The sequence below is a fragment of the Halobacillus trueperi genome, assembly GCF_003386945.1.
Lineage (GTDB): Bacteria > Bacillota > Bacilli > Bacillales > Halobacillaceae > Halobacillus > Halobacillus aidingensis.
In genome coordinates, this window is the sequence record NZ_QUAE01000017.1 from 29,625 (window position 1) to 54,666 (window position 25,042).

A 25,042-nucleotide genomic window follows, 5' to 3' on the forward strand; every position below is an offset into this window, starting at 1 on the left:
TCAACCTCCTGTTTGTAAGAATGCTTCGGATTCGGTTTTTCCTAATGCCTGATGAAAATCTTTGATTAAGTCGTCCGGATTTTCAAGGCCGACCGATAAGCGTAGCAATCCATCTGTGATGCCGCGCTTTTCGCGCTCTTCTTTTGGCATGGAGGCATGAGACATGCGGGCGGGGTAGGACAGGATCGATTCTACTGCTCCGAGACTAACGGCATACACGGGGAGTTCCACATGTTTCGTAAACTGCCTTACCGCGTCTTCATCCCGCAGCCGGAAGGACAATACCGCACCGGAACCCTCAGCCTGATAGGTTTGCGTCGAACTTCCCGGATGAAAACGGAAGCCTGGATAGTAAACCTGCTCCACGAGTGGGTGAGCACTTAGTTTTTCTGCGATCTTTACAGCCGATGCTTGAGACTGCGTCATTCGGCAATGCAAGGTTTTCAAGCCGCGAAGCACGAGCCAACAATCGTGTGCGCCAAGAATGGATCCGAATGAATTTTGTAAAAAACCGAGCTGCGCTGCAATTTCTTCATCTTTGGTAGCCGCAAGACCTGCGACCACATCACTGTGACCGGCGATGAATTTCGTCGCACTGTGCAGGACGAGATCGGCACCAAGTTCTAGCGGACGCTGCAGGGCTGGTGTCATGAAAGTGTTATCGACGAATGTCCAGCAATTGTTCGCTTTCGCTAACTTTGCGACGGCACGAATATCTGTGATTTCAAGCGTCGGATTGGATGGTGTTTCAATATAGATAAGTTTCGTATTCGGCTGGATGGCAGTCGCTACCGCGTGGAGGTCCGTCATATCAACAAATGTGTGATCGATTCCAAATCTGACGAGAACATCACGGATCATTCGGAAAGTCCCCCCGTAAACATCCTGGGTGATGACGACATGGTCGCCTTTCGATAAAAGCATGAAGGCTGTAGAAATTGCAGCCATTCCGGAGGCGAAAGCAAAGCCGTGACTTCCACTCTCCAGTCCCGCAATAGTATCCTCGAGAGCTTCCCGGGTCGGGTTACCAGAGCGGCTGTAATCATAGACTCCGGGATTGTCGAAATCCTGCTGATGGAAAGTGGATGCCTGCTGGATGGGGACGCTGACCGCGCCGGTATGCGGATCGAACTTATAATCACTGTGCAGCAATCGGGTTTGCAAAGAATGATCAGTCATCGTATAGATTCCTCCTTTGGTAGTTGCGCAAGGGTATAATCAAGATCTTGAATCAAGTCATCGATATGTTCGACACCGACAGAGAAACGAAGCAGGCGATTACAAACCCCGTAGCTGATCCGCGTTTCTTCAGGAATATCGGCGTGCGTCTGGGTCGCGGGGTAGGTGATGAAGCTCTCCACACCCCCGAGGCTCTCGGCAAAACTGATCAAGTTCAAATTCCGCAAGAATGGATCGACCCAATCTTCGGATTGTAGTCTGAACGAAACCATGCCGCCTTTGCCTGGGTAAAATATATCCGCCACGTGCGGGTGGTCCTCCAAGAAGGCAACCACAGATTTTGCATTCGCTTCATGCTGGCGCATCCGAAGGGGAAGGGTCTTCATCCCGCGCATCACAAGCCATGAATCGAAAGGAGAGAGAACAGCTCCGGATGTATTTTGATGAAAAGCAAGCTTCTCGCTTATGGCTTTTCCTTTACTCACAAGGATTCCGGCAAGAACATCATTGTGTCCGGCCAAATATTTCGTAGCACTATGGATGACTACATCTGCACCCTCGGCAATCGGCTGTTGCAACACCGGAGTGTACAGCGTGTTATCGACAAGCAGCAGAAGGTCGTGCGCTTTCGCGACCGTTGAAATTTGTGTGATGTCTGCCGTATGCATCAGTGGATTCGTTGGTGTTTCCACATAGATGGCTTTTGTCCTTTCATTCACGTACTCGTGAATTCGTTCAAGGTTGCTGCTGTCACAGTAATGAAAGCGGAGATCGTAGCGCTCTTCCATGTGTTCAAACAAGCGGAACGTGCCGCCGTATAAATCTTCAGAAACAATGATCTCATCACCTTTTTTAAAAAGGGATAAAGCCGTCTGGATCGCAGCCATCCCGGAGCTGAACGCAAATCCTGCGTCTCCACCTTCAATATCAGCGATCGAAGACTCCAGAATCTGTCGGGTAGGGTTACCGGTTCTCGTATAATCGAATCCAGTCGATTCCCCTAAACCGGGGTGTCGGTAAGGGGTGGAAAAATAAACGGGAGGGTTGATCGCCCCTGTAGGTTCATTCCGCTGGTTCCCAGTCTGAACGAATTTCGTATCCGTATGCGGACACATAACAACACATCCTTTATTAGTTAATGATTTAAAATCTAACGCCTCGTTAAACATAAGCTCCCGATTGTGGAAGACAGTTTCGAAATTAGCGGGGTTCGTGCCTTGTGGGGATTCAGGGGTGGTTGGGAAGCAACTCGCTTTCCTGTGGGGGAGCGCCGAGCTTCCTCGGACTGCGTCCTGCGGGATCTCGCCTATCTCCTTCTCCCACGGGAGTCTCGCAGCTTCCCAACCACCCCATTCGATAATGTGAGAAACGAACCCCTTTACCAAGTTCGATTGTCTTCCACAATCCCACTGTTAGAAGTATAAAGCGCTCTGCATCAAGCTTTTATGTTCTGTGGAGCGATTTATATGATCCACTATCTTTAATGGTAAAAGTTGATCTTCTAGAAGTGGTTTCGAGAATCTTCTATGGAAAGCGAGTCATTCCCCGCAGCCCCAATACACTCAACAAAAGTATCGAAATCGTGTATTCAACAATCCTGCCATAATCTTCAATAACGAATCAGCAACATCTAAAATAAAAATAAAAAAAGCCTTCTTGAAGAAGAAGACTTTTGTGTGTATGGCTCTTCTTCTTATCTTCCAAGTTGGGAAAACAACTTGCTGGAGTTAGCACCTTTCTGGTCGAACCAGTGGTTGCTGAGGCTTCGTCGGGCCAGTCCCTCTGCCTCTCTTGATAAGAGATTCAATTGTATTTTTTTCTAATTGTTGATTACTCTACACTACTCAGAAAGTTTTGACAATATGCTGGAAAGAATTTTGTGAAAACATTTTTGGAATCAGAAAAAAGCCTCCTTTTGAAAGAGCAGGCTTAGGTGGGTGGGTTTTGCACTCCAGCTTCGATGTAGGAGCGGACGAGCTGCCATTCTCCATAAACTTTTTCGAATGTATCAAAAAAGAGGTTGGATGTCTCCAGGAGTTCTCCGTTTAAACGGATGGAGATCCAGAAGGCGGCAAGGTATGTGTGTTCATTAAGTTGAGTCACGGAGTGGTCGGTGTAGATCCAGGACATATCTTGATCCTGGAAATGATCAAAAGCTTGCCGCCATCCTTCGATCGACTCTTCATAAGAATAATCGACCCATTCACCATGGCGGATTTCTCTTGCTGCGAGGTTCCGTGATGTCACTTTTTTTAAGTAATCCAAATCATGTTGGCTGGCTCTTCGTTTGTAATCTTCATAAAAGGTCTGAAATTCCAAATCTATTCCTCCTCTTTACAAAATAGTTCGACAGAGAAGGTGGGACTCCTGTAAATTAATGACAGATTCCTAGATTGTAGAGAACCGTTTTGATTTGTAGAGCAAGCGTACCGATCCAGAGCAGATGGGTGACTGCATTCACCCCATACCAGGTCGTCTTCTTCTTCATTTGTCCGCGTTTTTTATATAGAAAGGCCACCAAGGGAATGGTCAGGACGGTAAAAACAGCCGTCAAGCCGAGAAGTCCTTTGTAGTCGCGAATCCAGATGAAGTCATTGAAGAGGGGGATAATAATCGTGGGAGTGTAAATGACAGATAGGAAATAAACCCCGATGGACCAAGAGATGATCATGAACAGCAGGTTAATCAGAAGTGGGTATGTTTTCACGTGTACACTCCTTTTTCATTAATCCGATTTGTTTACTTGGGTTAATGTTATCCTACGTTCAACGCTCAAAATTGTCAACGTTTTAGCCATATTCTTTTTGATGGGCTTTCTTTTTGTTTAAATAGTCTTCATCCTCCCGGGCAAGAATCCATTTTTCCTCAAAGATTTTTGCCGATTCAGCTTTCTCTTCGTCAATATCGCGATCATTCACCTCTCCGTTTTTGTCATACTTTTTCCCGCCCTTATAATTAGCGTATCTCCGCGATCGGGTGTAGCCCATCTGCAGGAACTTCCGCGCCATATCCATACCGACAAAGTCATCCGCTTCTTTATAGTCCAAGAACATCTGATAGATCTTGTCTGAGGATTCCCTCGCGATTTCAGGTGTCTTGAAGCGCCAATGGGCCAGGATTTCACTTTTGTAAGGTTCAACGAGCAGAACGCCTTGTTCCCCGCGTCCCACCCGGTACTTCTCGGGATTTTTTCGAAAATCGATGTTATCAAAGTCAAGATCATAATCAAACGCCATCTTCATACTTCCTTTCTGTGTTCTCGACACCGAACATGTTCAGTTCAAGATCCTGTGAAAGCTTTTTAATCAAGGCTCCTCCTGCTGTGCTGTTTCCTTTTTCATCAATGGCGGGTCCTACGACGCCGATTCCCATTCGTCCAGGGGATGAACCGATGATGCTTCCAGATACTCCGCTTTTACAAGGGAAACCTGCTTCTACTGCATAATGACCGGATGAATTGTACATCCCTGAGGTCATCATAATCGCTTTCACCGTGCGTAAGTGGTGGGAGGGGATGAGCTTTTCTCCTGTTTCAAGGTCCAGCCCTCCTTTGGCTAAGAATAGACCGACACGGGCGAAATCGTGGCAGCACATCATGACGGAATTCATCCGGAAGTAAAGGTCGAGCGCCTCTTCCACATCAGTAACCAACGTGCCGGTACTCTGCATGAAATAGGCGAGGGAGCGGTTCCGTGCACCGTTCGCCTTTTCGGCTTCGTATACTTCCTTACTCATTTCCAGTTTTTCATTATTCGTTACCTTACGCAGGAAATCCATATAGCGGTTGAAACGTTTATCGACTGTTTGTCCCTTGATCAAAGCAGAAACAGCGATAGCTCCAGCATTGATCATTGGGTTGAAAGGTTTACTTGTATCGTAAGACTCCAACTGGCTGATGGAATTGAAAAAGTCCCCCATCGGCTCCATGCCTACCGTTTGGAACACACGCTCTTTTCCGAAGTCTTGTAAAGCTAGCATAAGGCCGATGATTTTCGAGGTGCTCTGCATCGGAATGTATTTGTTATTATCACCGGCTGAAAAGCATTCCCCCTCTGTTGTGATGATGGTCACACCGAGGTAATCTTTGATCGTTTCGTCGTATTCTGGAAGGGTCATGTTGACATTCCCGGATGAAGCGAACGGGCGGCTGTCTTGAATGGCTTCTTCTAGATAATCGTTCGTCAGTTTTTGCATAGCTGTTCTCCTTTCTTCATATAAGCTCCCGATTGTGGAAGATTCAGTTTCGAGACTTTTGTTGAGTGGATAGGGCGGAGGGGAATGGCTCGCTTTCCGCGGGGCCTCACACGAGGTGGGGTCGTTCGATGTTGGCACAGGACGTGCCGAACTTAATCGAACTTCCTCTGTTCTCTTGAGCCTCCTCGGACTGCGTCCTGTGGGGTCTCACCATGCACTTTTTTCCTATTAGATATCCGGTTCCGGCGCCTAGCGGCTAGTGAGACTTCCCTCGCTTCTGTACGATAAGTCAACATCGAATCACTCCGTTCTTCGTGTTTCCTTTATCTCCGCCAGCTCAGTCCAGTCCATACGCCGCTGACCGAGGCGCCTGCACACATAAGGTAGGAGTCTCGCCATTCCCCTCCGCCCCTTTGCCATATAAGTATCTCGAAACCATTTCTGGAATAAGACGCTTTAATGCACATGGTAATTGGAGGGGGATGAACTTCTAAGAATGCTATTCTGCATGCGGCAGGCTTGTTATAGAGCGCTTTATACTTATAACATCAGGATAGTGAAAGGCGCCCTCCTACAGTAAAGGGATTGTTTTTCACCATCATGGAATGGTGTGGTTGGGAAGCTGCGAGACTCCCGTGGGAGAAGGAGAAAGGCGAGATCCCGCAGGACGTAGTCCGAGGAAGCTCGGCGCTCCCCACAGGAAAGCGAGTTGCTTCCCAGCCACCCCTGACGCTCAACCAGGCAACGAACCCCGAAACATCTCGAAATCAAGTATTCAACAATCCTGCCATATTGTTGTATATAGAGAGCCTTGTAGTATGTACCCTTTTTTAAAAACAGGATAAACAATAGGTGCGCTCTAATTGAGAGCATAAAAAACGGCACCCATGAGAGGGTGCCGTTATGTGTTATTCCTGTTTTAAATAGCGGCGGTCTTTGAGGAAGAGGCGCCAGAATAGGAAGAAGGCTGGGATGAGAATACCGAATCCGACGGCGTAGACGATCAGCATCTGATAGAACGTATCAGGGTTTGTAAACCCGTCTGAAATGGTGATATCAGGATAAATCAAGTAAGGCAGGTGGGCGGCCCCATAAGCGTAAATGGCGATGGCATACTGAAGTCCGACCATAATGACAGCAGCTCTTGCCAGACCGCGGCGACCGTCTTTTTTCTTGATGAAGAGAAAAGCGTACCCGATGATAAAACAAAGCAGGGACAAGCCGAACGCCACCCAGTGTTCTTGGATGTTATCGACGATCCACGAAGCTTCTTCAGGGAAGGTCCCGATTGTCAGCATAGCGATGGCGATACTGACAGGTCCAAGCCAAAGGGAATGCTTACGGAAGGTATCGTACGCGTTCCAATCTTCCGCTTCCTTGGCGTAGTCCATCAGGAAAATGGCCGAGATAAACAGCTCTGTCGATAATCCGAACAGGATGTGCATGTACAAGGTCGGGTGAGTGAGTAATTCTCCGTACTGCAGGCGAGGATAGTCATTTTCAAGACTAACGAAACCTCCCAACGTAATCGGTAGAATACTGACTAGAAGTGCCGGGATGATCAATCCTGTAAAGCCGGAAGTCAGCCGTAGCAAGTCTTTGTATCGATCAGCGTGATGCTGGAAAACCATGAACGTCGTCCGGATTGTCAAAAGCAGAACGCCAAGTCCTACAGGGACAAGCAATACATTACTGAGCAGGGTCGTTGCGAACGGAAAAAAGGTGACGACAGATACGACGAAAATGACGAGAAAGACGTTGGTCACTTCCCATGTCGGAGAAAGAAAACGGTTGGCGATTTGGGAGGCGCTTTTTTCTTCATTTTTCCCATAAATCATGCCCCAGAATCCGGCGCCGAAGTCGAGAGACCCGAGGATGGAATAGACGAAAAGCAAGCTCCACAAAATCGTAATCGCTAATGTTGATGCTTCCATAGGTTGTACGTCCTTTCTGGGATGATGTTTTCTTACGCTTCCCGCGCATCCAAATCTTTACGGACCGGGTTCCGCTTGAAGTAGTAACGCATGACAAAACCGGTGACAAAAAGCAACGTGATGTAAAGGGTCATGAACAGGTAGAAAAGGAAACCGACACTGTTGGATTTGGTTGCCGCCTCGTCTGTACGAAGCACTTCATTGATGGTCCAAGGCTGACGCCCAATACAGCTGAAGCACCAGCCCGCTTCAATGGCAAGCATCGCGAGTGGTCCACTGACAACTAGTGTAGCGAGGAGCCAGCTTGGGAATTCTTTTTTCAGGACGTGTTTCCAGAACAAAGCGATGAACGCAATTAGGATGAGGACCGTACCGATCCCGACCATGACGTTGAAGAGAATGTGGACATAGAGCGGCGGCCATAGTTCTTCCGGCCATTCATTGAGTCCCATCACTTCTGTATCCAATCGGTCCCCAGCAAGAAAGCTGAGTCCGTAGGGGATTTCAACCGCATATTTCACCCGTTGATCTTCAAGAGAAGTATAACCACCGACGGATAAGGGAGCGTAGCGTTGAGTTTCGAAAAGCCCTTCCGCAGCTGCTAACTTACGTGGGTTGTATTCATAAAGCATTTGAGCGGTTTCATGACCGTTGACTGCTGTCGCAAGAGACATGAGAGCACCGAAGTAAAGGGCGATGGTCAGAGCTTTTTTATGATAGGCACGCTCAGTTTTCGTGATTTTCCTTCTCATGAGCCGGAGAGCGGCAATCGATGCAACGAGAAAGGCTACCGTCATGTAAGCAGAGAGAGTCACGTGAATGGCGGTGACCCCAAAGCTTGGATTGAAAAAGGCAGCCCATGTATCAACATCTGTAACCTCACCATCCGGGGTAATGTTGAAACCTGCCGGTGTGTTCATCCATGCGTGCACATCAGTAATTAAGATGGCCGAGGCTGTCGCTCCAAGCGCGACGGAAATGATGCTGACAAGTCTCAATGTCGGCGGCAGACGATCGGCCGCATACAAATAAATCGACATGAACACCGCTTCGATAAGAAAAGCGAAGATCTCCATTTGGAACGGGAGGGCAATGACTTGTCCGACAATTTCCATGAAATCAGGGAATAAGAGTGAGATCATGACACCGACAATTGTTCCTGAGGCAATTGAAACGGCCAGTAAAATAGCGAAACCTTTCGTCCATCGTTTCGCCATCAATGCATAATCCGGGTCTTTTTTTATAAAGTGCAGGACTTCCGCGATGATGATCATGACTGGAAGTCCAACACCGATCGTTGCATAAATAATATGGAACCCAAGCGACGTTCCGAACAAAGCCCGGGCCATTACGACGATATCCATTGATCTCCACCTCACATACGAATTCAATACCTCGCTTATTTTTCCAATGTGATGGTGGATTATTCGTCAGGAGGAATGTTTTTCTACAATTACCATATACTCATCAATCGTGAATGATTGGACACGACCGTTTTCCTCTATGATGGAAAAGTGTTTCTTTGCTTGAGCAGGGGCTTGTTTGAAAACTTCCTCCACGGCTTTTTGGTCTGCTTCGTTGTCTAATGTACGGCACACCCAGTCTGGAAAAGGCATGGCCTTTTTTCGAGTGAGGTGTTTCTTGACGCTCAACCGGTTGTTGAAGAAAAGTTGTTCCCATTCACTGATTTTTAAGGCGCGTACATGGCTGTAATCGCGCTTCTTCTCAAATCGATTATAAAACTCATCCAAACCGTCATCTTCAGGTGCCACGTTGTCAATCATGAGAAATCTGCCGTTGTCTTTTAAAACGCGGGCCACTTCCTTTATAAAATGGTGTGGAGATGGGAAGTGGTGGGGGGCGATCCGGCATGTGACAAGATCGAAACTCTCATCTAGGAAAGGCAATTGCTCAGCATCAGCGACGACGTATTCGATATTCTGTTGGGAAGTTAGATGGCGGGCGGTGTTTTGCAGCATATCTTTCGTAATGTCTGTAGCAAAAACAGTTCCGCAATGGCTGCTTAACGCTTTCGCAACATGGCCGCCTCCAGTAGCGATATCCAGCGCTTTGTGCGATGGATCAGGTTTCAGCCACTCAATGACCTCATCAAGATCGGATTGTTTTTTATGTGTTTTACTGTCGACATACGCCTGTTTGTTTTTCGAAAATACTTCCTGCACGTGACGTTTCATTTCATCTGACATCCATAACCCCTTCTTTCCTTTCTTGTTACTTTATATTGTAAGCAAAAGAGGTGATTGGCGATAATATGGGATTTTTATAGAAAGCGATAAGATAAAGTGAATACGTATAAGCTTGCAAAAAATGGGCGAGGATGAGGATAAGAAAGCTTTGACATACAAAAGATTACATTGTAGGATATGGAGAAGATACGTATAGTTTCGTTGACGAGAAGAGTAGGCTTTTATTTCTGTCTCAAGAGAGTCGCTGGCAGGTGTGAAGCGATGACGGGTAATAGCTGAAGATCATCTCTGAGAAGTTCTGCTGAAAGGATATCGAGTAAGTGGAACCGGTGGGCGGCCGTTATCCGTTATGTGAACCGAGAGCCGTGCACATCGTGTGCGGAATATGGGTGGTACCGCGGAATCAAATCCGTCCCTGTTTTTACAGCAGGGGCGGATTTTTATTTTGTTCCTGCCGTCATTGGATGTTCGTAATACTTTTCTATACAAAAAATAAAAGGGTAAGAGGTGGAAGAAATGCGCAGTGTCAATACGAAAGAAGCGGCTTTAGACCGCGAAAATCGTGTCAAAGATTACTGGAATAAAGAGAATGTCTTCCGTCGCTCTATGAACGAGCGCGAAGGTGCAGAAACATTTGTTTTTTATGAAGGACCGCCGACAGCCAACGGCCTTCCTCACGCCGGTCACGTGCTTGGCCGTGTCATCAAGGATTTTGTCGGACGTTACAAAACGATGCAGGGCTATCAAGTACTTCGTAAGGGCGGCTGGGATACACACGGTTTGCCGGTAGAGCTTGAAGTCGAGAAGCAGCTTGGTATCTCCGGAAAGCAGCAGATTGAAGAGTACGGAGTAGAGAAGTTCATCGAGAAATGTAAGGAAAGTGTCTTCAACTATGAAAAAGAATGGCGCGAATTTACGGAATCCATCGGCTACTGGCTGGATATGGATGATCCGTATGTCACGCTTCAGGACCGTTATATCGAAAGTGTCTGGTATATCCTGAGTGACCTGCACAAGCGCAACCTGCTTTCTAAAGGTCATCGTGTTACGCCATACTGCCCGAGCTGTCAGACGACCCTAAGCTCACACGAAGTGGCTCAAGGATATGAAGACGTTAAAGATCTTTCTGCTACGGCGAAGTTCAAAGTGAAGGGTTCTGAAAATGAATTCTTCCTAGGATGGACGACGACGCCTTGGACACTGCCTGCCAACGTCACACTTGCTGTTCACCCGGATCTTGACTACGTCAAGGCGAAGAAAGATGGCGAAGTGTACATCGTTGCGGAAGCTCTTGCTGAGAAGAACCTTGGGGAAGAGTACGAAGTTGTTTCCAAACATAAAGGTAGCGAATTCAAGGATGTTGAATATCACCCGCCGTTCCCGTTCGTTAAGCCTGAACGTGGTCACTTCGTAGTCGAAGCAGACTTCGTCAACGCCGAAAGCGGTACAGGTGTCGTTCACATCGCACCTGCCTATGGTGAGGATGACTATAACTTGGTGAAGGAAAACAACTTGTCCTTCTTCAACGTCGTAGATGGTCAAGGTCGTTACACAGAGGATATTCCACCATTTGAAGGCCGTTTCGTCAAAGATTGTGACGTAGACATCGTGAAATACTTGGCGAACGAAGGACTTCTTTTCCATAAAGAAAAATACGAGCACAGCTACCCGCATTGCTGGCGTTGCGATTCTCCATTGCTTTATTACGCAATCGAGAGCTGGTTCATCAAGACGACAGAACTGAAAGATCAGTTCATCAAGAATAACCAGGAAGTCACTTGGCACCCGAACCATATCAAAGATGGCCGCTTCGGTAATTTCCTTGAAAACATGGTCGACTGGAATATCGGTCGTAACCGTTTCTGGGGAACACCACTTCCAATCTGGATGTGTGATTCTTGTGACCATCAGTACGCGCCGCACAGCAAAGCGGATCTACAAGAAAAAGCGATCGGTGATATCGGTGATGTCGAGCTTCACAAGCCTTACGTCGACCGTGTGCAGGTGACGTGTGAGAAGTGTAATGGCACGATGAACCGTGTACCTGAAGTCATCGACGTATGGTTCGACTCTGGGTCTATGCCATTTGCCCAGCAGCACTATCCGTTTGAAAACAAAGATCAGTTCGAGAAGCAGTTCCCTGCAGACGTCATCTGTGAAGGAATCGACCAGACGCGTGGGTGGTTCTACAGCTTACTTGCTGTTTCCACATTGTTTACAGGTAAAGCCCCATACAAGCGTGTTCTTTCCACCGGTCACATCCTTGATGAAGAAGGACGCAAAATGTCCAAGAGTAAAGGGAATGCCTTGAACCCGACAGATCTTGTAACGAAATTCGGTGCCGATGCTTTCCGTTGGGCCCTTCTTGCAGACAGTGCACCATGGAACAACAAGCGCTTCTCCGAACGTGTCGTCATTGAGGCGAAATCGAAAGTCATTGACACACTCGTGAACACACATGGCTTCTACACGTTGTATGCCAATATCGATGGCTATACGTTCGATAAAAATGAAGAAGGCGAAAAGACACTGCTTGACCGCTGGGTGCTTTCCCGCCTGAACAGTGTAACAGGTGTCGTAGAAGAAGCGTTGAACGATTATGACTTCACGAAAGCTGCCAAAGCTCTTGAGAAGTATGTGGATGAAGTGAGTAACTGGTATATCCGCCGTTCCCGTGATCGTTTCTGGGAAGAGGGGATGACAGAGTCCAAGAAAGCGGCTTACCATACACTTCATGAAGTGTTGGCACAGCTGAGTCAGCTGATGGCTCCTTATACACCATTCCTTGCTGACGACATCTATCAAAACTTGACGGGTGAAAGTGTGCACTTGGCGTACTTCCCGAAAGTGGACGATACGGTTGTAAATACACAGCTTGAAAAAGATATGGATGCCGTCCTGCAAGTCGTTGAGCTTGCTCGTGGAGTCCGTAATACAGAGTCCATCAAAACAAAGCAACCACTATCTGAACTTGTCGTGATTCCGGTCAACCAGGATCAAGGAAAAGCGCTCGAAGAATACAGCAGCATCATCCGTGATGAGATCAACGTAAAAGAAGTTGTCGTGAAGCAGTCTTCTGATGATCTCGTCCGTTATGAAGTGAAGCTGAACTTCCGTGCGGCAGGTCCTGTCCTTGGGAAAAACGTCGGTCTCGTGAAAGGCTATCTTGAAAAATTGTCAGACGAGGAAGCAGCGAAAATCGTCCAGGACGAAAAAGTCGTTGTGCCGACGGGAGATGGGGAAGTCGAAGTGACGATGGACCTGTTGAACGTAGAACGCGTCGCGGATGCTGGACTCTCTATGGGATCCAACCAGGACTTCCACGTCGTGCTTGATACGAACATCACAGAAGAGCTTCGTCTTGAAGGCCTCGCGCGTGAAGTGATCCGTGTCATCCAGGATGAACGTAAACAGCAGGACCTTCCGATCGATCTTCGTGTCGACATCGCCCTTGATGGAGATGCAGACGTAAAAGAAGCGATCCAGCAAAATGAACAGCTAATCCGTGAGAATGTTCTTGTGAATGATTTGACGGTCGGTGAAAAAGAAGCGATGAAAGAGTACACAGTCGGTGACCACCAGCTGAAACTAGCGCTTCAAAAATAAAGAAGAAAAGCCTGAGCATCTTGCTCAGGCTTTTCTTAGTTTATTGAGACTTCATAAAGAAGGAGGATTTGTAGTTGTTGTATAGAAATTAACAACGAATAGAATCATTCAGGAGGTATAACCATGTTCAAAAAAATGGCAAGTGATGCATTAGGATTAAGTGATATTGGAAAGATCATTAGAAAAGAAGACTTTGATAAAGCCCAGTCCGATGATTTTGTATTGACGGAAGACGGGGAGAAAATTCATTTTCTAATCAAATCAAAAAGTGATGAATACTGCTTTACGAATCGTGCGCTCATCCACCTTGATGGAGACAAAGCGACAAGTAGTAAACGCAACATCTACCGCTATGATTATTACCAGCATCCAATTCGGAATGTGTCGGTGGAAACGGCCGGAACGATCGACTTGGACTTAGAAATCAAATTTTATATCGGTGATCAGTATTTGAGCATCGATATCGCCAAGGATGAAGGGGAGGCGATTGCAGACTTGTATAAATCGCTGGTGTCCATCTCTCACATCCAGGAAGAGAATCAGCGTCAGGCGACCTTTGCAAAAGACAGCATCGGAATGGCTCAGGATCTCATCCATGACAACCGGTTCCATGAGAATGATATTTCGAAAGAGTTCGGTGAAGCGGCAAACTTTGCGTATGATTGGTTTACACAAAAGTATAAAGAAAATACCCGCAAAGATTTTGATGATGTATTTGAAAAGTACATTCAGAATTAAAGAAAACCCGGATCATATATATGGGATGATCCGGGTTTTCTTTAATTTGCAGATTCTCTGAACGCTTTTTCGGTTCCGACAAAGCTCAGCAAGGTGGAAAGATCTTCTCCTTGCTCTGATTCACAATTGCTCACATACACCATAGGCCCGCGTCGAGTCATGTATTCACAATCGAATGTCCCAGCAGGAGAGGACGGATAGGCCCCATAATTATTAACGAAACGGATGGCTTCTCCATCGTAAGAGAAGGAGTTTTGATAATGGGAACCGTCCGGATTGAAGATAGATACGGCAATTTCGTCTTCCGCTCCTTGCTCTACGTTATGAATAAAAGTGGTCAAATCTTTAACATTTTCAACTTCCAGTGCCCCATTTTTTATTTGATCAAATTGTTCTGATTGATGTTCAACGATGATATGTCCATCTTTCTTCGCATCCTCAATGGTGTAAGGTTCTTCCATTTCCCCTTCAGAACATGCAGCTAAGAAGAGTATGCTTAATCCCCACAGTAATTTTTTAATAGTATCCCCTCATCTTGTGTAATATATTTCCATTATTATATAAGTGATTGAAGATGTACACACTTGAAAAAGAAAAGCCGCCTCAGTTTTGAGTGCGGCTTCTAACTTATTCTTGCTCTTTCAATTCGTATAACGGAACTTTTTGCACGATATTCGGCTGATCCGTCGGGTGAATACGCGCCATTTCGTTACGTTCAATAACCTCTTCAATGTAAATTTCACGATCTTCGTGCATAACCGGGATCATGTCTTCAGATTTGAAGATTTCTTTTGCACGTTCTTTGTTCATCTCAGCAACCCCTCCTTTTAAACGTAATATTCTCAAGAAAGGGGTGCAGTATTCTCCGTAAAAAACGTTAAGTCACTTTTCCAGTCCCTTAGGACAATTTCATACCTTATTACGCCCGCACCAACATCCGGTCTAATGCTTTTCGCGCATCAGAAGCAACGGAAGATTCCACTCGTATCACGTTCTGTGGCCGACCTTCTGCTAATGATTCAAGCGACCAGGCTAAGTGTGGAAGGTCGATCCGGTTCATCGTCAGACACGGACACATCCTTGGATTCAACGAAATGATGTGCTGCTCTGGATGTTCCTGGATGATCCGGTTCACGAGGTTCATTTCGGTTCCAATGGCCCACTCACTTCCAGGCGGAGCGTTTTCAATCGCCTGGATGATGGCGTTCGTTGATCCTGAGAGATCGGAAAGCTCCACGACTTCACGACTGCATTCCGGGTGGACGATGATTTTCATGTTGGGGTGATCTGCACGAACTTGTTCAACATTGGCAACCCTGAAGTTCTCATGAACGGAGCAGTGTCCTTTCCATAGAATCACTTTGACAGCTTCCAAAGGGCCGTCATATAACAATTCTTCTATAATCGGATCCCAGACCGCCATTTGATCGAGAGGGATACCGAGGTCGTACGCGGTATTTCGTCCTAAATGCTGATCGGGAAGGAAAAGAATCCGTTCTTTTTGGGAGAACGCCCACTTCAGCATATCAGCGGCATTCGAAGAAGTGACGGTGGCTCCGCCATTTTTTCCTACGAAAGCTTTAATGGCTGCTGTTGAATTCACATAGGTGAGAGGCAGGATGGTATCATCGAAAAGATCCATGAGACGATCCCATGATTTCTCCGTCTGTTGAATGTTCGCCATATCCGCCATGGAACAGCCCGCGCGCATATCGGGAAGGTAGACGTGCTGGTCCTCGCGCGTCAAGATGTCTGCTGTCTCTGCCATGAAATGAACACCACAAAAAACGATGGCTTCCGCTTCATGCTGGGACGCGGACAGCTGGGCGAGTTTCAAAGAATCTCCGCGTGCATCGGCAAATTGAATGACTTCATCTTTTTGGTAATGGTGACCAGGTAAGAAAAGTTTATCTCCCATTTCCTTCTTTACCTGAAGCACTTTCTGCTCAAGATCCGTCGTTTCCATCGTCTTATACTGATCAGGCAGCGTATTCTTTTCAATCGTTTCAAAAAGGTTCATCGTACTTCCTCCTTTGTTGTGGCTACGCGGGCGCTTATATCAAGCGCTCTGGCGGAATGGGTTAAAAATCCGAGGGAAATATAGTCAATTTCAAGGCCGCTGTAAGCAGGTAAGGTTTCGAGAGTGATTCCTCCGGATGCCTCTGTCGTGATTGAAGAAGGGACCAATGTCGCGAGGTGTTTGATTTCTGTGGGGGTCCGGTTATCGAACATAATGATATCGGCACCACCTTCTACAGCTTCCATGACTTGGTTTTCTGTTTCTGTTTCCACTTCGATTTTGACAGTATGACCAACCGCTGCTTTCGCTTGGGCGATTGCTTCAGGGACTGAACCAAAGAATGCAATATGGTTATCCTTCAGCATGACGGCATCGTAAAGTCCGAAACGATGGTTGTAGCCGCCTCCAGTCCGGACAGCATACTTTTCAAAAGAGCGTAATCCAGGGGTGGTTTTACGTGTGTCACAAATTCTAATGTTTTTATCATTTAAGGCTTCAACGGCTTTTTTCGTCAGCGTTGCAATTCCGCTCATGCGTTGAATGAGGTTGAGGATGACGCGTTCTCCTTTTAATAGCTCACCTACAGGGCCAAGGATGGTGGCGATCGTTTCTCCTTCACTCATCCAATCACCGTCATGAATATAGAGTTCAACCGTAATGGTAGAGTCCAGCAGCTGATAGCCATCAGTGATGATATCTTCTCCGCAAAAAACCCCTTCTGCTTTAGATGTGAAGGTCAGTCTGCCATGGTGATCTTTCGGGAATAAAAAGTCGGTACTGTAATCATGCTCACCAATATCCTCCGTGAAAAAGGCCTCTAACTGTTGTTTACGTCTCCACTGATTCATGGGGTTCCCTCATTTCTAATGTTCTTTGTCTGATGATTTGTTTGTTTAGCCAGTCTAATTGTTCTTCAGGAAAATCGCTGCGGTAATGACCACCGCGGCTTTCTTCGCGCTCCAAGGCGGATCGGGTGATCAACCAGCACGTTTGCAGCATGAACATTCTCGTCATTTGCTCGAATGTGAGCATACTTAAATCATACTCGCTCCATTCGGAAGGTTTGACGAACGATTCCAACCACTGCAGATGGTTGACCAATCTTTGTTCATCCCTTACAATACCGACGTTTTCCATCATTCGCTCCTGGATCTTGGTTTTAACGGGGAGGTGGAAAGGGAGGGGTTTCCTTTTCTCGTTTGTTTCCTTTGATTGAAAGGAAAGGCCCGAACCATTTTGTAAATGTTTGGCCAGCCTTTTTCCATACACGAGTCCTTCAAGGAGTGAGTTGCTTGCCAGCCGGTTGGCTCCGTGCACACCCGTACAAGCGACTTCTCCGATCGCATACAAACCTTCGACCGTTGATCTTCCAACCATATCCGTCTTTACTCCACCCATAGAAAAATGGCAGCCGGGCGCTACTGGAATCCGTCCTTTATTCATATCCACACCGTACTGCAGGCATAGATTTGTGATATGAGGAAATCTTTCTTGAAATCCGTCTACGCCTCTTATATCCAAATAGACGTTTTCGCCGTTTTTCCTTTTTTGATAAATCGTTTGAGAAACCACATGCCTAGGGGCGAGGTCTTTCAGAGGGTGGACGTTCTCCATAATAGGTGTCCCATTTTTATCAACAAGAACCGCACCTTCACCGCGCACCGCTTCAGAGATCAACCCGACCGGTCTTTCTTGTATGTACAATAGGGTGGGATGAAACTGGATGAATTCCATGTCTGTAAGTTCCGCGCCTGCCTGATAGGCGAGCGCCATTCCATCGCCTGTTACAGAAGAAGAGTTGGATGTGGATGCAAACAATTGTCCACATCCTCCTGTCGCAAGGACGGTATGGGGAGCATGGAATTTATGAATACCCGAGGCATCCTTGCTTTTTACTCCAAAACAGCGACCTTCCTCATTTGTCATCAATTCAAATACATAATGGTTCTCAAAAATTTCAACATGCGGGGGAAGGGATTGCGTCAAGTAATCCATAAGAACTTTTCCTGTTTGATCTCCACCCCCGTGGATGATGCGGTTCTGTGTATGTGCGCCTTCTTTTCCAAGAGCAAGGCTTCCCTTTTCATCATAATCGAAGGCGCAACCATCCGTTTCCAGTTCCCTGATAATATGAGGGGCTTCTTTAGTCATCATGAGCGTGGCTTGATGATTATTCATTGAACGCCCAGCGATGACTGAATCGACAAAGTGATAAAAAGGATGATCGCTCCCACCGATGGCTGCAGCAATTCCACCTTGAGCTAAACGAGAATTCCCGTGACCGAGCGAGGACTTTGTGATAATAATCACATTTTTGTCCGAAGCAAGTTGTCGGGCGAGTTGTAAGGCCGCTACGCCACTACCGATGATGATGATATCTGCGGTCCGTATCATGAATTCATCCCCCATAACTATACATGTGTATTTACACTTATATTTACACACTGTTAAACTATTGACAAGAGATTTGGATCAAAAAGGAGAGAGAAATATGGAAGGGTACTTTGATTATGCGGCCACATCCCCTATGGATGAGGGTGCGCTGGAGGCTTACATTCATGCTGCTCGCAACTATTTTGCGAATACGAAAAGTTTACACGATCCTGGAACAACAGCTCATGATTTATTGGAACATTGCCGAAATACAATCGCAGGGTTGCTGAGGGTCGAACAAGAAGGTGTTTATTTTACAAGTGGGGGCACGGAAAGTAATGAACTTGCGTTGGATGCTCTGTTGAAAGCGGGGGTGGGGAAGCATATCATTACAACGGAGGCCGAGCATTCTTCTGTGCGGAACCTGATTCACAGATACGAAGAAGAAGGTTACAGGGTAACAAAGGTGCCTCTGAATGAAGCGGGAATCATCAATGTGGAAGATGTTGAAAGAGCGATTCAAGAGGATACCGTCCTCATGGCGGTACAGCATGTGAATTCCGATATTGGTACGGTGCAGCCGGTTCAGCACCTTTCTACACTTTGCCGGGCGCACGGCATCTTCTTTCACAGTGATTGCGTCCAGTCCTTTGGGAAACTGCCCATGGAAGAAGTCGCTCCTTATGTCGATAGTCTTTCGGTCAGTGCACACAAACTATACGGACCCAAAGGGGCAGGGGCGGTTTACATACGGCCTTCGCTTTCGTTTCCTCCCAAAATTCCCGGAGGCACGCATGAAGGAGGAGTTAGAGCAGGAACCGTCAACACACCAGGTATTGCGGGATTTACGGTGGCCGCTGAAAAAATGGTGAAAGAAAGACCTCATAACCTTTCGAGGATTATGGAAATGAAACGAACGTTTCTGAATGCGGGAGAGTGGAAGTTGGTCGGACACACGACAGATAATGCTGTGCCGATCATCGGTCTGCTTTTGCCTGAAATGGAAGGGCAATGGGCCATGCTTGAAGGAAATCGACGCGGTTTTCATTTTTCCACGGGCAGTGCCTGCAGTACGGGTAACCACGAGCCGCCGGGTACATTGCTCGCGATGGGCTATGATGCTGAAGAGGCCAAGTCCTTCATCCGCCTTTCTTTCAGTCATCATCAGACGAATGAACAGGTGGAGAAACTTGCCATGTTTTTGAGTGGATTAAGCAAGCCAACCGCGGCTCGGTAAATGCATTTAAGGACCTTCATCTGTACCTGGTACCGAGCTACTGAATAAACGTACCCGGTACACAATGTTTCCCATCCGTACCGGGTACCAAAGTAAGGGAAAACAGTGCCAGGTATGAAGGTCATTGTTCTGAATCATAGTTTGTCCTTTTCACTCATAGGATGATGGGTGAGAGGAGGAGCCTGGTTGGGGTTGTTTCATGAATTCAAACAGTTCACCGTCCGTGGAAGTGCTGTCGATATGGGAGTCGGGATGGTCCTGGGTGCCGCTTTCAGTGGATTTATTGATTCACTGGTGACTGATATTTTACTTCCGCCCGTTGGTGTTTTGTATACAAGAATGAACTTTGAGAATATGTTTCTAAGTCTGGATGGATCAGTTTACCCTTCGCTTGCAGCCGCTAAAGAAGCGGGAGCGGCTACCATCAACTATGGTCTTTTCGTTACAGCTTCTGTCCGTTTTATCATCATCTTGTTTGCGGTTTTTCTCGTCGTCCGCCAAATCAACCGCTGGAAAAAACCTCATCAGCACCCTTTGCATGGAATGACGAAGAAGGAGTGTCCTTATTGCTGTATGCCGATTCCGACTCAGGCGATCATCTGCCCGAATTGTTCATCTTCGCTTGAAACCAATCCCTCTCCGCGCCAGCAAGTGAAGACGAAATGGCGAATCAAATAAAAAAGGCGAATCCTAAAGAGGATCCGCCTTTTGTTTTCATGTATTATTCTGCGCTGTCTTCGCTCTCTGTGTCACTTTGTTCCTGTTCTTCTGTCTGTTCTTCTTCCATTTCACCGTCTTCTTCTCCACCACAAGCAGCAAGGGTCAAAACAGATACCAAACCTAACGCTAACATCCATTTCTTCAACATGTAAAAAATCCCCTTTCCAAAGTGAGTTACGTATAAAAGATACCCGTCCTTTGTTAAGGGGAAGTGAATATAGTGTAATTTTATGGTAATGAAATCAGCTGTTATTGTTCTTCATCATCCATGGCATCATCATCTTGACCATTGTCTTCGGTATCTGTGGAACCATCTCCTTCTGTACCTCCATCTTCTTCATCCATGTTGTCCTCGGATTCTGTACCACCTTCATCCATATCGCTCTCTGTATCATTAGAATTATCTTCCGTGTCTTCCATTTCTTCCTGGTTTTCGTTCTGATCTTCTTCCATGTCTCCGCCGTCCTCTCCACCACAGCCTGCTAAAGTGAATACAGTTGCGATACCGAAAATCAACATCCATTTTTTCATTTTCTTCCAACTCCTTCCTTTTTATAACCCTTATCCCCGGTGATGACCGCTGTGAAACAGAAGTTTGAAACTTGAGACTATCGTCTTCGTATAAAAGACAGAGGTGATTTTGTGAAAAAATATATCGTGTTCATTTTTACGTTGATTCTTAGCTATGTGCTGGTTTCTTGGGGAACAGGTTTGGTTTTGACCTTTCTTCATGACGCTGATCCATGGATTGTAAATGCCGGAGAAGACCCGTCGGTTTTTGTAAGGATCATGCCTGCGCTTACGGTGGTGCTGCCTATAATTATGGCTATATTCATAACAAATAAATTTGGTCAAACGAGGAGGACAAAGGAATGAAAATCATTCGTTTGCAAGAGAGGTTGGACTTGATTGACCTTGCCATCGACCTTTTTTGGGAACAGTGGGGGAGTGGAGAGAATTTCATGCTATATGAAGACTGTATCCGTCAATCATTAAAAAATGAAGATGAGCTGCCATTATTTTATATCCTATTGGTTGAGGACGAAATCATCGGCACGTATGCTCTGCTTAGAAATGATATGAACAGTCGCCAGGATCTTTGCCCATGGCTTGCGTGCCTTTATGTTCATCCGGATCATCGAGGACGAAAGATCGGGAAACAGTTGCTTAGCCATGCGATTGAGGAAACGGGTAGGATAGGTTACGATGCTCTGCATCTGGCTACAGACCTTGATGGATACTATGAAAGGTATGGATGGAAACAGGAAGGAAAAGCCTTTGGAATAACTGGTGAGTCCATAAATGTTTACACAAAAGCGACGTGAGTATATCCATATTTTTCTCATCGTGAATCCAGTGGAATAGGGCATCCTACGTTTATGAATACGTAGGAGGAATTGCATTGGAAAACAAAGTAAGCCGTTGGTGCCTGGTTAGTATGGCTTCGATTCCCCTTGTGATGACGCTCGGAAATTCAATGCTGATTCCAGTATTGCCGATTTTCGAAAAAAAGGTAGGCATCACATCTTTTCAATCGAGCACAATCATCACCAGCTACTCCGTAGCGGCCATTATCCTTATTCCTGTTGCCGGCTACTTATCCGATCGTTTCGGCAGAAAGTTAATCATCCTTCCAAGTTTAGTCCTGGCTTTCATTGGAGGGCTGATTGCCGGTTTTTCTTCATGGAAATTGGAAGACCCCTTTCTCTGGATTACAATTGGACGAATCCTGCAGGGGATGGGAGCAGCTGGGGCGACCCCGATCATTCTACCTCTCGTCGGAGATTTATATAAAGATGATGATGAAAAAGCGAGCTCCTGCCTGGGCATCATTGAAACGTCGAATACATTCGGTAAGGTACTGAGTCCGATATTGGGTTCTCTTTTTGCTGTGTTTTTATGGTTTTTGCCGTTCTTTTCTATTTCCTTTTTCAGTTTGATCTCCATCGTTCTCGTTTTCTTTTTTATAAAAGTTCCTAAAGGGAAAGAGGAAAAACCACAGCCTTTTAAACAATTTTTGAAAAAAACGAAGAAGATATTCAAACAGGAAGGGAAATGGTTGTATCCTGTGTTTCTATTAGGGGCCTACGCGATGCTCGTGTTGTTTGCGGTGTTATTCTTCATGTCCGACATTCTTGAGAAGACTCATAACATCGAAGGGGTGAAAAAAGGATTCGTTCTTGCCATCCCGCTGTTCACGCTATGTGTGTCGGCCTTTGTGACCGGTAAGAAAATCAAAGGAGATACGACCGTCATGAAATGGGTACTTGTCATTGCATTGATCATGGTATCGGCAAGCGTTATTTTTGTCGGTTACGTCAATGAAAAGTTGTTTCTGCTTCTAGTTGTGACGAGTATATTAGGGACGGCGATTGGTGGAATGCTCCCCACTCTCGATGCGCTCATTACTGAAGGGATTGAAAAAGAAGAGCGTGGAACGATTACGTCGTTTTACAGCTCCTCAAGATTCATAGGTGTAGCCGCAGGTCCTCCGTTGATGTCGCTGCTTATGAAAGAATATTTGAATATCAGTTATATCGCTAGCGGTGCCTTAGGTGGGCTTCTCCTATTGATTGTTCTCGTATTGATTAAGCCTGAAAAAAGCGGGGATCAAACCAAGACCGCATGAAAAAAGCGCCTTCCATCTGATGGAAGGCGCTTTTTGTTAACAGTATTGGTTATAAGCGTTCGTGAGGTTGGCTACAATTTCTTCTACTTCATAATCCTCGATCTCTTCGCGAGGAATGAAGTGGAGAACCTGTCCATCTTTCAAAAGAGCCATGGAAGGAGAGGATGGCTCGTAGCCTTCCAAATAATCACGCATGCGTGATGTTGCTTCGCGATCCTGGCCAGCAAAAACAGTTACAATATTATCGGGACGTTTTTCATTGTTGAGCGATTCGCGGGCAGAAGGACGTGCCAGTCCAGCTGCACATCCACAGACAGAGTTGATAACGACAAGGGACGTTCCTTTCGTTTCGCTAATGAATGTGTCCACTTCCTCCGGGGTTGTCAATTCTGTAAAACCAGCGTTCGTTAATTCATCACGCATCGGCTGGGAGATTTCTTTCATATATGCTTCATATGGGTTCATAATCGTAGCCTCCTATTGTTGTTTTTTCTTAGTCGCTTGAGTCATTTGATGCCACACAGATCCTTTAGCTTCCTCACCGCCTTCAATTCTTTCGATCGCCATATTGATCTGCAGACGAACTTCGAATTCCGGATCATCAGCGGCTTCCTTCAATGCAGGAAGGGCTGATTCATCGCCAAGCTCATACAAGTACATCGCTGCACGCCAGCGAACGAGTTTGTTGGAGTCAGAAAGTGACTCGATCATTTTTGGCATCGCTTCTTTGAAACCGAGGTCCGAAATGCAATCGCCAGCTGTCCGGCGTACGGTAACCGATTTGTCATTGAGCGCCTTGTAGAGATACGGCAGTGTTTCAATTTCTTCGATCATACCAAGATAGGCGGTTGCCAGACGTCGGATCGATGCCTTTTCATCATCCAGAGCTTTATCAAGCAGGAGATAATCCTCTGCCGTCGGATCCATGCGGTCTAAAGCCGCATAGCGAACTTTCCAATCGTCATGATCCAGCGTTTCCAAGCTGATTTTCGTCTTTTCTTCCTTCGGTTCGACATCAACCGATTCTTGGTCAAACGCTTGTTTAACAAGGGATTCCAGTCGTTCTTCGTCATAACTTGCCGAAAGTTCCTCTTTTACTTGTTCCCCGATTTCAGCCACGTCACCATAGCGTGGATTCTGCTCCACCCACTTACGCTCCATGATCATGTTCGGAGATGCGGGAGCTGCTTTCATTGCCGCTTCCATGAAACGTTCAGGAAGCCCTACGCGTGTTTCCTCTTCGCCTTCCTCAAGCTTTACTTGCATCGGAAGGCCACGGAACATCTGCACGAACACACGGACTTCCCCGAAGTGTTCATCCGGTTCTTCCTGTTTTTGTGAAGGTGCTTCTTCGGCTGATTCCGATCCGAAAACTTTCCTTACTTCAGGAAGAATCGCTTCCCAGGAGACACGTGCATTTCTTTCCAAAGCGATGAAATCAGTCACGTGGTAAAGTCCTTTGACACCTTCTATTTCGAAGAGGTGTTGGACAAAGTCAGGCGCGTCCTTAAGCTCATCACCTTGTTTATAATTGTGAGTTTCGCCGTCCGGCAAAGTCTCGTTCACATTGATTTTCATTGAATTCGGACTAGGCGTCGGTTCAATGGATACGATTTTCACTGAGTATAACCCCCTAACGGTCTGATCATCTTCCCATCCGGTTCCGAGGGATCTGCCCTCATTCCATGCTTCCATTTTATCAAAGATTCCCCAGCTCATCCACGCATCCGTCCCCGCCCTCCATTGTTCCACTAAAGCCCTCTTTTCTGGAAGACTCAGTTTCGAGATTGAGTGGATATGGGGCGCAGGGGAATGACTCGCTTTCCGTGGGAGCGTAAGGAACACATACCGCGCATTCTTAGAGAAAGCCTTGCCTAGTTGAAATAATGAATGACCATTCCTGGCCATGGATACGGGGTCAGGGAAACGACGATTTGCAGTGTTTTGGATCAGTCAGTAGAAAAAACACACGTTCGTGTCTCCATTCGCTTTTCATGCGGACGTTTCCCAGACCCTGTTCCCACACCTTATACGTGTGATCTATGGTTAAAACGACTCTATAACGGCGTGGGTGAACAGGCCTTCATTACAGAGCTTGGCAGGTTACTGCTCAAGGGATTTCGAGAATCTCGTATGGGGCAAAAGGGCGGAGAGAACGGTGAGACTCCTATGGGACGTGTGGGACAGGTACAGACACCAAAGAGC

General features: G+C 46.5%; 24 protein-coding genes, 1 riboswitch and 1 other annotated feature. Of the genes, 6 read left to right on the top strand and 18 right to left on the bottom strand.

Features of this window, described 5'->3' with window-relative positions; all coding sequences use genetic code 11:
• The 9 genes from metC to DYE48_RS16110 form a co-directional block, all read right to left on the bottom strand.
• Complete coding sequence (gene metC, locus DYE48_RS16070) at positions 1 to 1,179, bottom strand: cystathionine beta-lyase (RefSeq protein ID WP_115824526.1); 1,179 nt, start codon at positions 1,177 to 1,179, stop codon at positions 1 to 3.
• Positions 1,176 to 2,294, bottom strand: a complete 1,119-nt coding sequence (locus DYE48_RS16075) for a methionine biosynthesis PLP-dependent protein (protein WP_115824527.1) — start codon at positions 2,292 to 2,294, stop codon at positions 1,176 to 1,178. The genes metC and DYE48_RS16075 overlap by 4 nt, the downstream gene beginning before the upstream one ends.
• Before the next feature lie 575 nt (positions 2,295 to 2,869).
• A riboswitch (SAM riboswitch) is annotated at positions 2,870 to 2,980 on the bottom strand.
• Between the two features lie 128 nt (positions 2,981 to 3,108).
• Entirely contained in the window at positions 3,109 to 3,498 is a 390-nt protein-coding gene (locus DYE48_RS16080) for a hypothetical protein (protein WP_115824528.1), read from the bottom strand.
• A 55-nt stretch (positions 3,499 to 3,553) separates the two neighbouring features.
• Positions 3,554 to 3,886: a hypothetical protein gene (locus tag DYE48_RS16085; protein ID WP_115824529.1), complete on the bottom strand. Its 333-nt coding sequence runs from the start codon at positions 3,884 to 3,886 to the stop codon at positions 3,554 to 3,556.
• Positions 3,887 to 3,968: 82 nt separating this feature from the next.
• On the bottom strand, positions 3,969 to 4,415 hold the full coding sequence (locus DYE48_RS16090; protein ID WP_115824530.1) for a DUF4385 domain-containing protein: 447 nt from the start codon (positions 4,413 to 4,415) through the stop codon (positions 3,969 to 3,971).
• A complete protein-coding gene (gene glsA, locus DYE48_RS16095; protein WP_115824531.1) occupies positions 4,405 to 5,373 on the bottom strand; it encodes a glutaminase A in 969 nt (322 codons plus the stop codon). Before glsA ends, DYE48_RS16090 begins: the two co-directional genes overlap by 11 nt.
• 908 nt (positions 5,374 to 6,281) lie before the next feature.
• Positions 6,282 to 7,307, bottom strand: a complete 1,026-nt coding sequence (locus DYE48_RS16100) for a cytochrome d ubiquinol oxidase subunit II (protein ID WP_115824532.1) — start codon at positions 7,305 to 7,307, stop codon at positions 6,282 to 6,284.
• 32 nt (positions 7,308 to 7,339) lie between these two features.
• Positions 7,340 to 8,671, bottom strand: a complete 1,332-nt coding sequence (locus DYE48_RS16105) for a cytochrome ubiquinol oxidase subunit I (protein ID WP_115824533.1) — start codon at positions 8,669 to 8,671, stop codon at positions 7,340 to 7,342.
• A 66-nt stretch (positions 8,672 to 8,737) separates the two neighbouring features.
• A complete protein-coding gene (locus DYE48_RS16110; protein ID WP_115824534.1) occupies positions 8,738 to 9,514 on the bottom strand; it encodes a class I SAM-dependent methyltransferase in 777 nt (258 codons plus the stop codon).
• Positions 9,515 to 9,706: 192 nt separating this feature from the next.
• Positions 9,707 to 9,934, top strand: a binding site (T-box leader).
• A 96-nt stretch (positions 9,935 to 10,030) separates the two neighbouring features.
• Between DYE48_RS16110 and ileS the strand changes: the two genes are divergently transcribed.
• Together ileS and DYE48_RS16120 are read left to right on the top strand one after the other, a co-directional pair.
• Positions 10,031 to 13,120 carry an isoleucine--tRNA ligase gene (ileS, locus tag DYE48_RS16115; RefSeq protein WP_115824535.1) on the top strand — a complete coding sequence of 1,030 codons (3,090 nt, stop codon included), beginning with the start codon at positions 10,031 to 10,033 and terminating at the stop codon, positions 13,118 to 13,120.
• Between the two features lie 123 nt (positions 13,121 to 13,243).
• A complete protein-coding gene (locus tag DYE48_RS16120) occupies positions 13,244 to 13,858 on the top strand; it encodes a PH domain-containing protein (protein ID WP_115824536.1) in 615 nt (204 codons plus the stop codon).
• A gap of 41 nt (positions 13,859 to 13,899) precedes the next feature.
• Here the strand turns inward: DYE48_RS16120 and DYE48_RS16125 are convergent, their stop codons facing one another.
• From DYE48_RS16125 to nadB, 5 genes are all read right to left on the bottom strand, one after another.
• The gene (locus tag DYE48_RS16125) at positions 13,900 to 14,319 is read right to left on the bottom strand and encodes a hypothetical protein (protein ID WP_115824537.1); all 420 of its coding nucleotides are present in this window, start codon (positions 14,317 to 14,319) and stop codon (positions 13,900 to 13,902) included.
• A gap of 166 nt (positions 14,320 to 14,485) precedes the next feature.
• A complete protein-coding gene (locus DYE48_RS16130) occupies positions 14,486 to 14,668 on the bottom strand; it encodes an H-type small acid-soluble spore protein (RefSeq protein WP_115824538.1) in 183 nt (60 codons plus the stop codon).
• 109 nt (positions 14,669 to 14,777) lie between these two features.
• On the bottom strand, positions 14,778 to 15,878 hold the full coding sequence (nadA, locus tag DYE48_RS16135) for a quinolinate synthase NadA (RefSeq protein WP_115824539.1): 1,101 nt from the start codon (positions 15,876 to 15,878) through the stop codon (positions 14,778 to 14,780).
• Complete coding sequence (gene nadC, locus DYE48_RS16140; protein ID WP_115824540.1) at positions 15,875 to 16,726, bottom strand: carboxylating nicotinate-nucleotide diphosphorylase; 852 nt, start codon at positions 16,724 to 16,726, stop codon at positions 15,875 to 15,877. Before nadC ends, nadA begins: the two co-directional genes overlap by 4 nt.
• Positions 16,707 to 18,272, bottom strand: a complete 1,566-nt coding sequence (nadB, locus tag DYE48_RS16145) for an L-aspartate oxidase (protein ID WP_167449531.1) — start codon at positions 18,270 to 18,272, stop codon at positions 16,707 to 16,709. The genes nadC and nadB overlap by 20 nt, the downstream gene beginning before the upstream one ends.
• A 97-nt stretch (positions 18,273 to 18,369) precedes the next feature.
• Here nadB and DYE48_RS16150 point away from each other — a divergent pair, with 97 nt between their 5' ends.
• Both DYE48_RS16150 and mscL read left to right on the top strand, forming a co-directional pair.
• Entirely contained in the window at positions 18,370 to 19,488 is a 1,119-nt protein-coding gene (locus DYE48_RS16150; RefSeq protein WP_115824541.1) for an IscS subfamily cysteine desulfurase, read from the top strand.
• A gap of 186 nt (positions 19,489 to 19,674) precedes the next feature.
• Positions 19,675 to 20,166 carry a large conductance mechanosensitive channel protein MscL gene (mscL, locus tag DYE48_RS16155; protein ID WP_115824542.1) on the top strand — a complete coding sequence of 164 codons (492 nt, stop codon included), beginning with the start codon at positions 19,675 to 19,677 and terminating at the stop codon, positions 20,164 to 20,166.
• Between the two features lie 43 nt (positions 20,167 to 20,209).
• Here mscL and DYE48_RS21225 read toward each other — a convergent pair whose 3' ends face one another.
• Both DYE48_RS21225 and DYE48_RS16160 read right to left on the bottom strand, forming a co-directional pair.
• Complete coding sequence (locus DYE48_RS21225) at positions 20,210 to 20,356, bottom strand: hypothetical protein (protein WP_160917632.1); 147 nt, start codon at positions 20,354 to 20,356, stop codon at positions 20,210 to 20,212.
• 101 nt (positions 20,357 to 20,457) lie between these two features.
• Positions 20,458 to 20,739 carry a hypothetical protein gene (locus DYE48_RS16160; protein WP_115824543.1) on the bottom strand — a complete coding sequence of 94 codons (282 nt, stop codon included), beginning with the start codon at positions 20,737 to 20,739 and terminating at the stop codon, positions 20,458 to 20,460.
• A 341-nt stretch (positions 20,740 to 21,080) separates the two neighbouring features.
• On the opposite strand from DYE48_RS16160, the gene DYE48_RS16170 reads away from it, so the two are divergent.
• Both DYE48_RS16170 and DYE48_RS16175 read left to right on the top strand, forming a co-directional pair.
• Positions 21,081 to 21,533 (top strand): GNAT family N-acetyltransferase, encoded by a 453-nt coding sequence (locus tag DYE48_RS16170; RefSeq protein WP_115824545.1) that lies wholly within the window; start codon positions 21,081 to 21,083, stop codon positions 21,531 to 21,533.
• 113 nt (positions 21,534 to 21,646) lie between these two features.
• Positions 21,647 to 22,837: an MFS transporter gene (locus tag DYE48_RS16175; protein ID WP_115824562.1), complete on the top strand. Its 1,191-nt coding sequence runs from the start codon at positions 21,647 to 21,649 to the stop codon at positions 22,835 to 22,837.
• Positions 22,838 to 22,873: 36 nt separating this feature from the next.
• Here DYE48_RS16175 and DYE48_RS16180 read toward each other — a convergent pair whose 3' ends face one another.
• Complete coding sequence (locus DYE48_RS16180) at positions 22,874 to 23,302, bottom strand: BrxA/BrxB family bacilliredoxin (protein WP_115824546.1); 429 nt, start codon at positions 23,300 to 23,302, stop codon at positions 22,874 to 22,876.
• Between the two features lie 12 nt (positions 23,303 to 23,314).
• The gene (locus tag DYE48_RS16185; protein WP_115824563.1) at positions 23,315 to 24,457 is read right to left on the bottom strand and encodes a conserved virulence factor C family protein; all 1,143 of its coding nucleotides are present in this window, start codon (positions 24,455 to 24,457) and stop codon (positions 23,315 to 23,317) included.
• Positions 24,458 to 25,042: the final 585 nt, after the last annotated feature.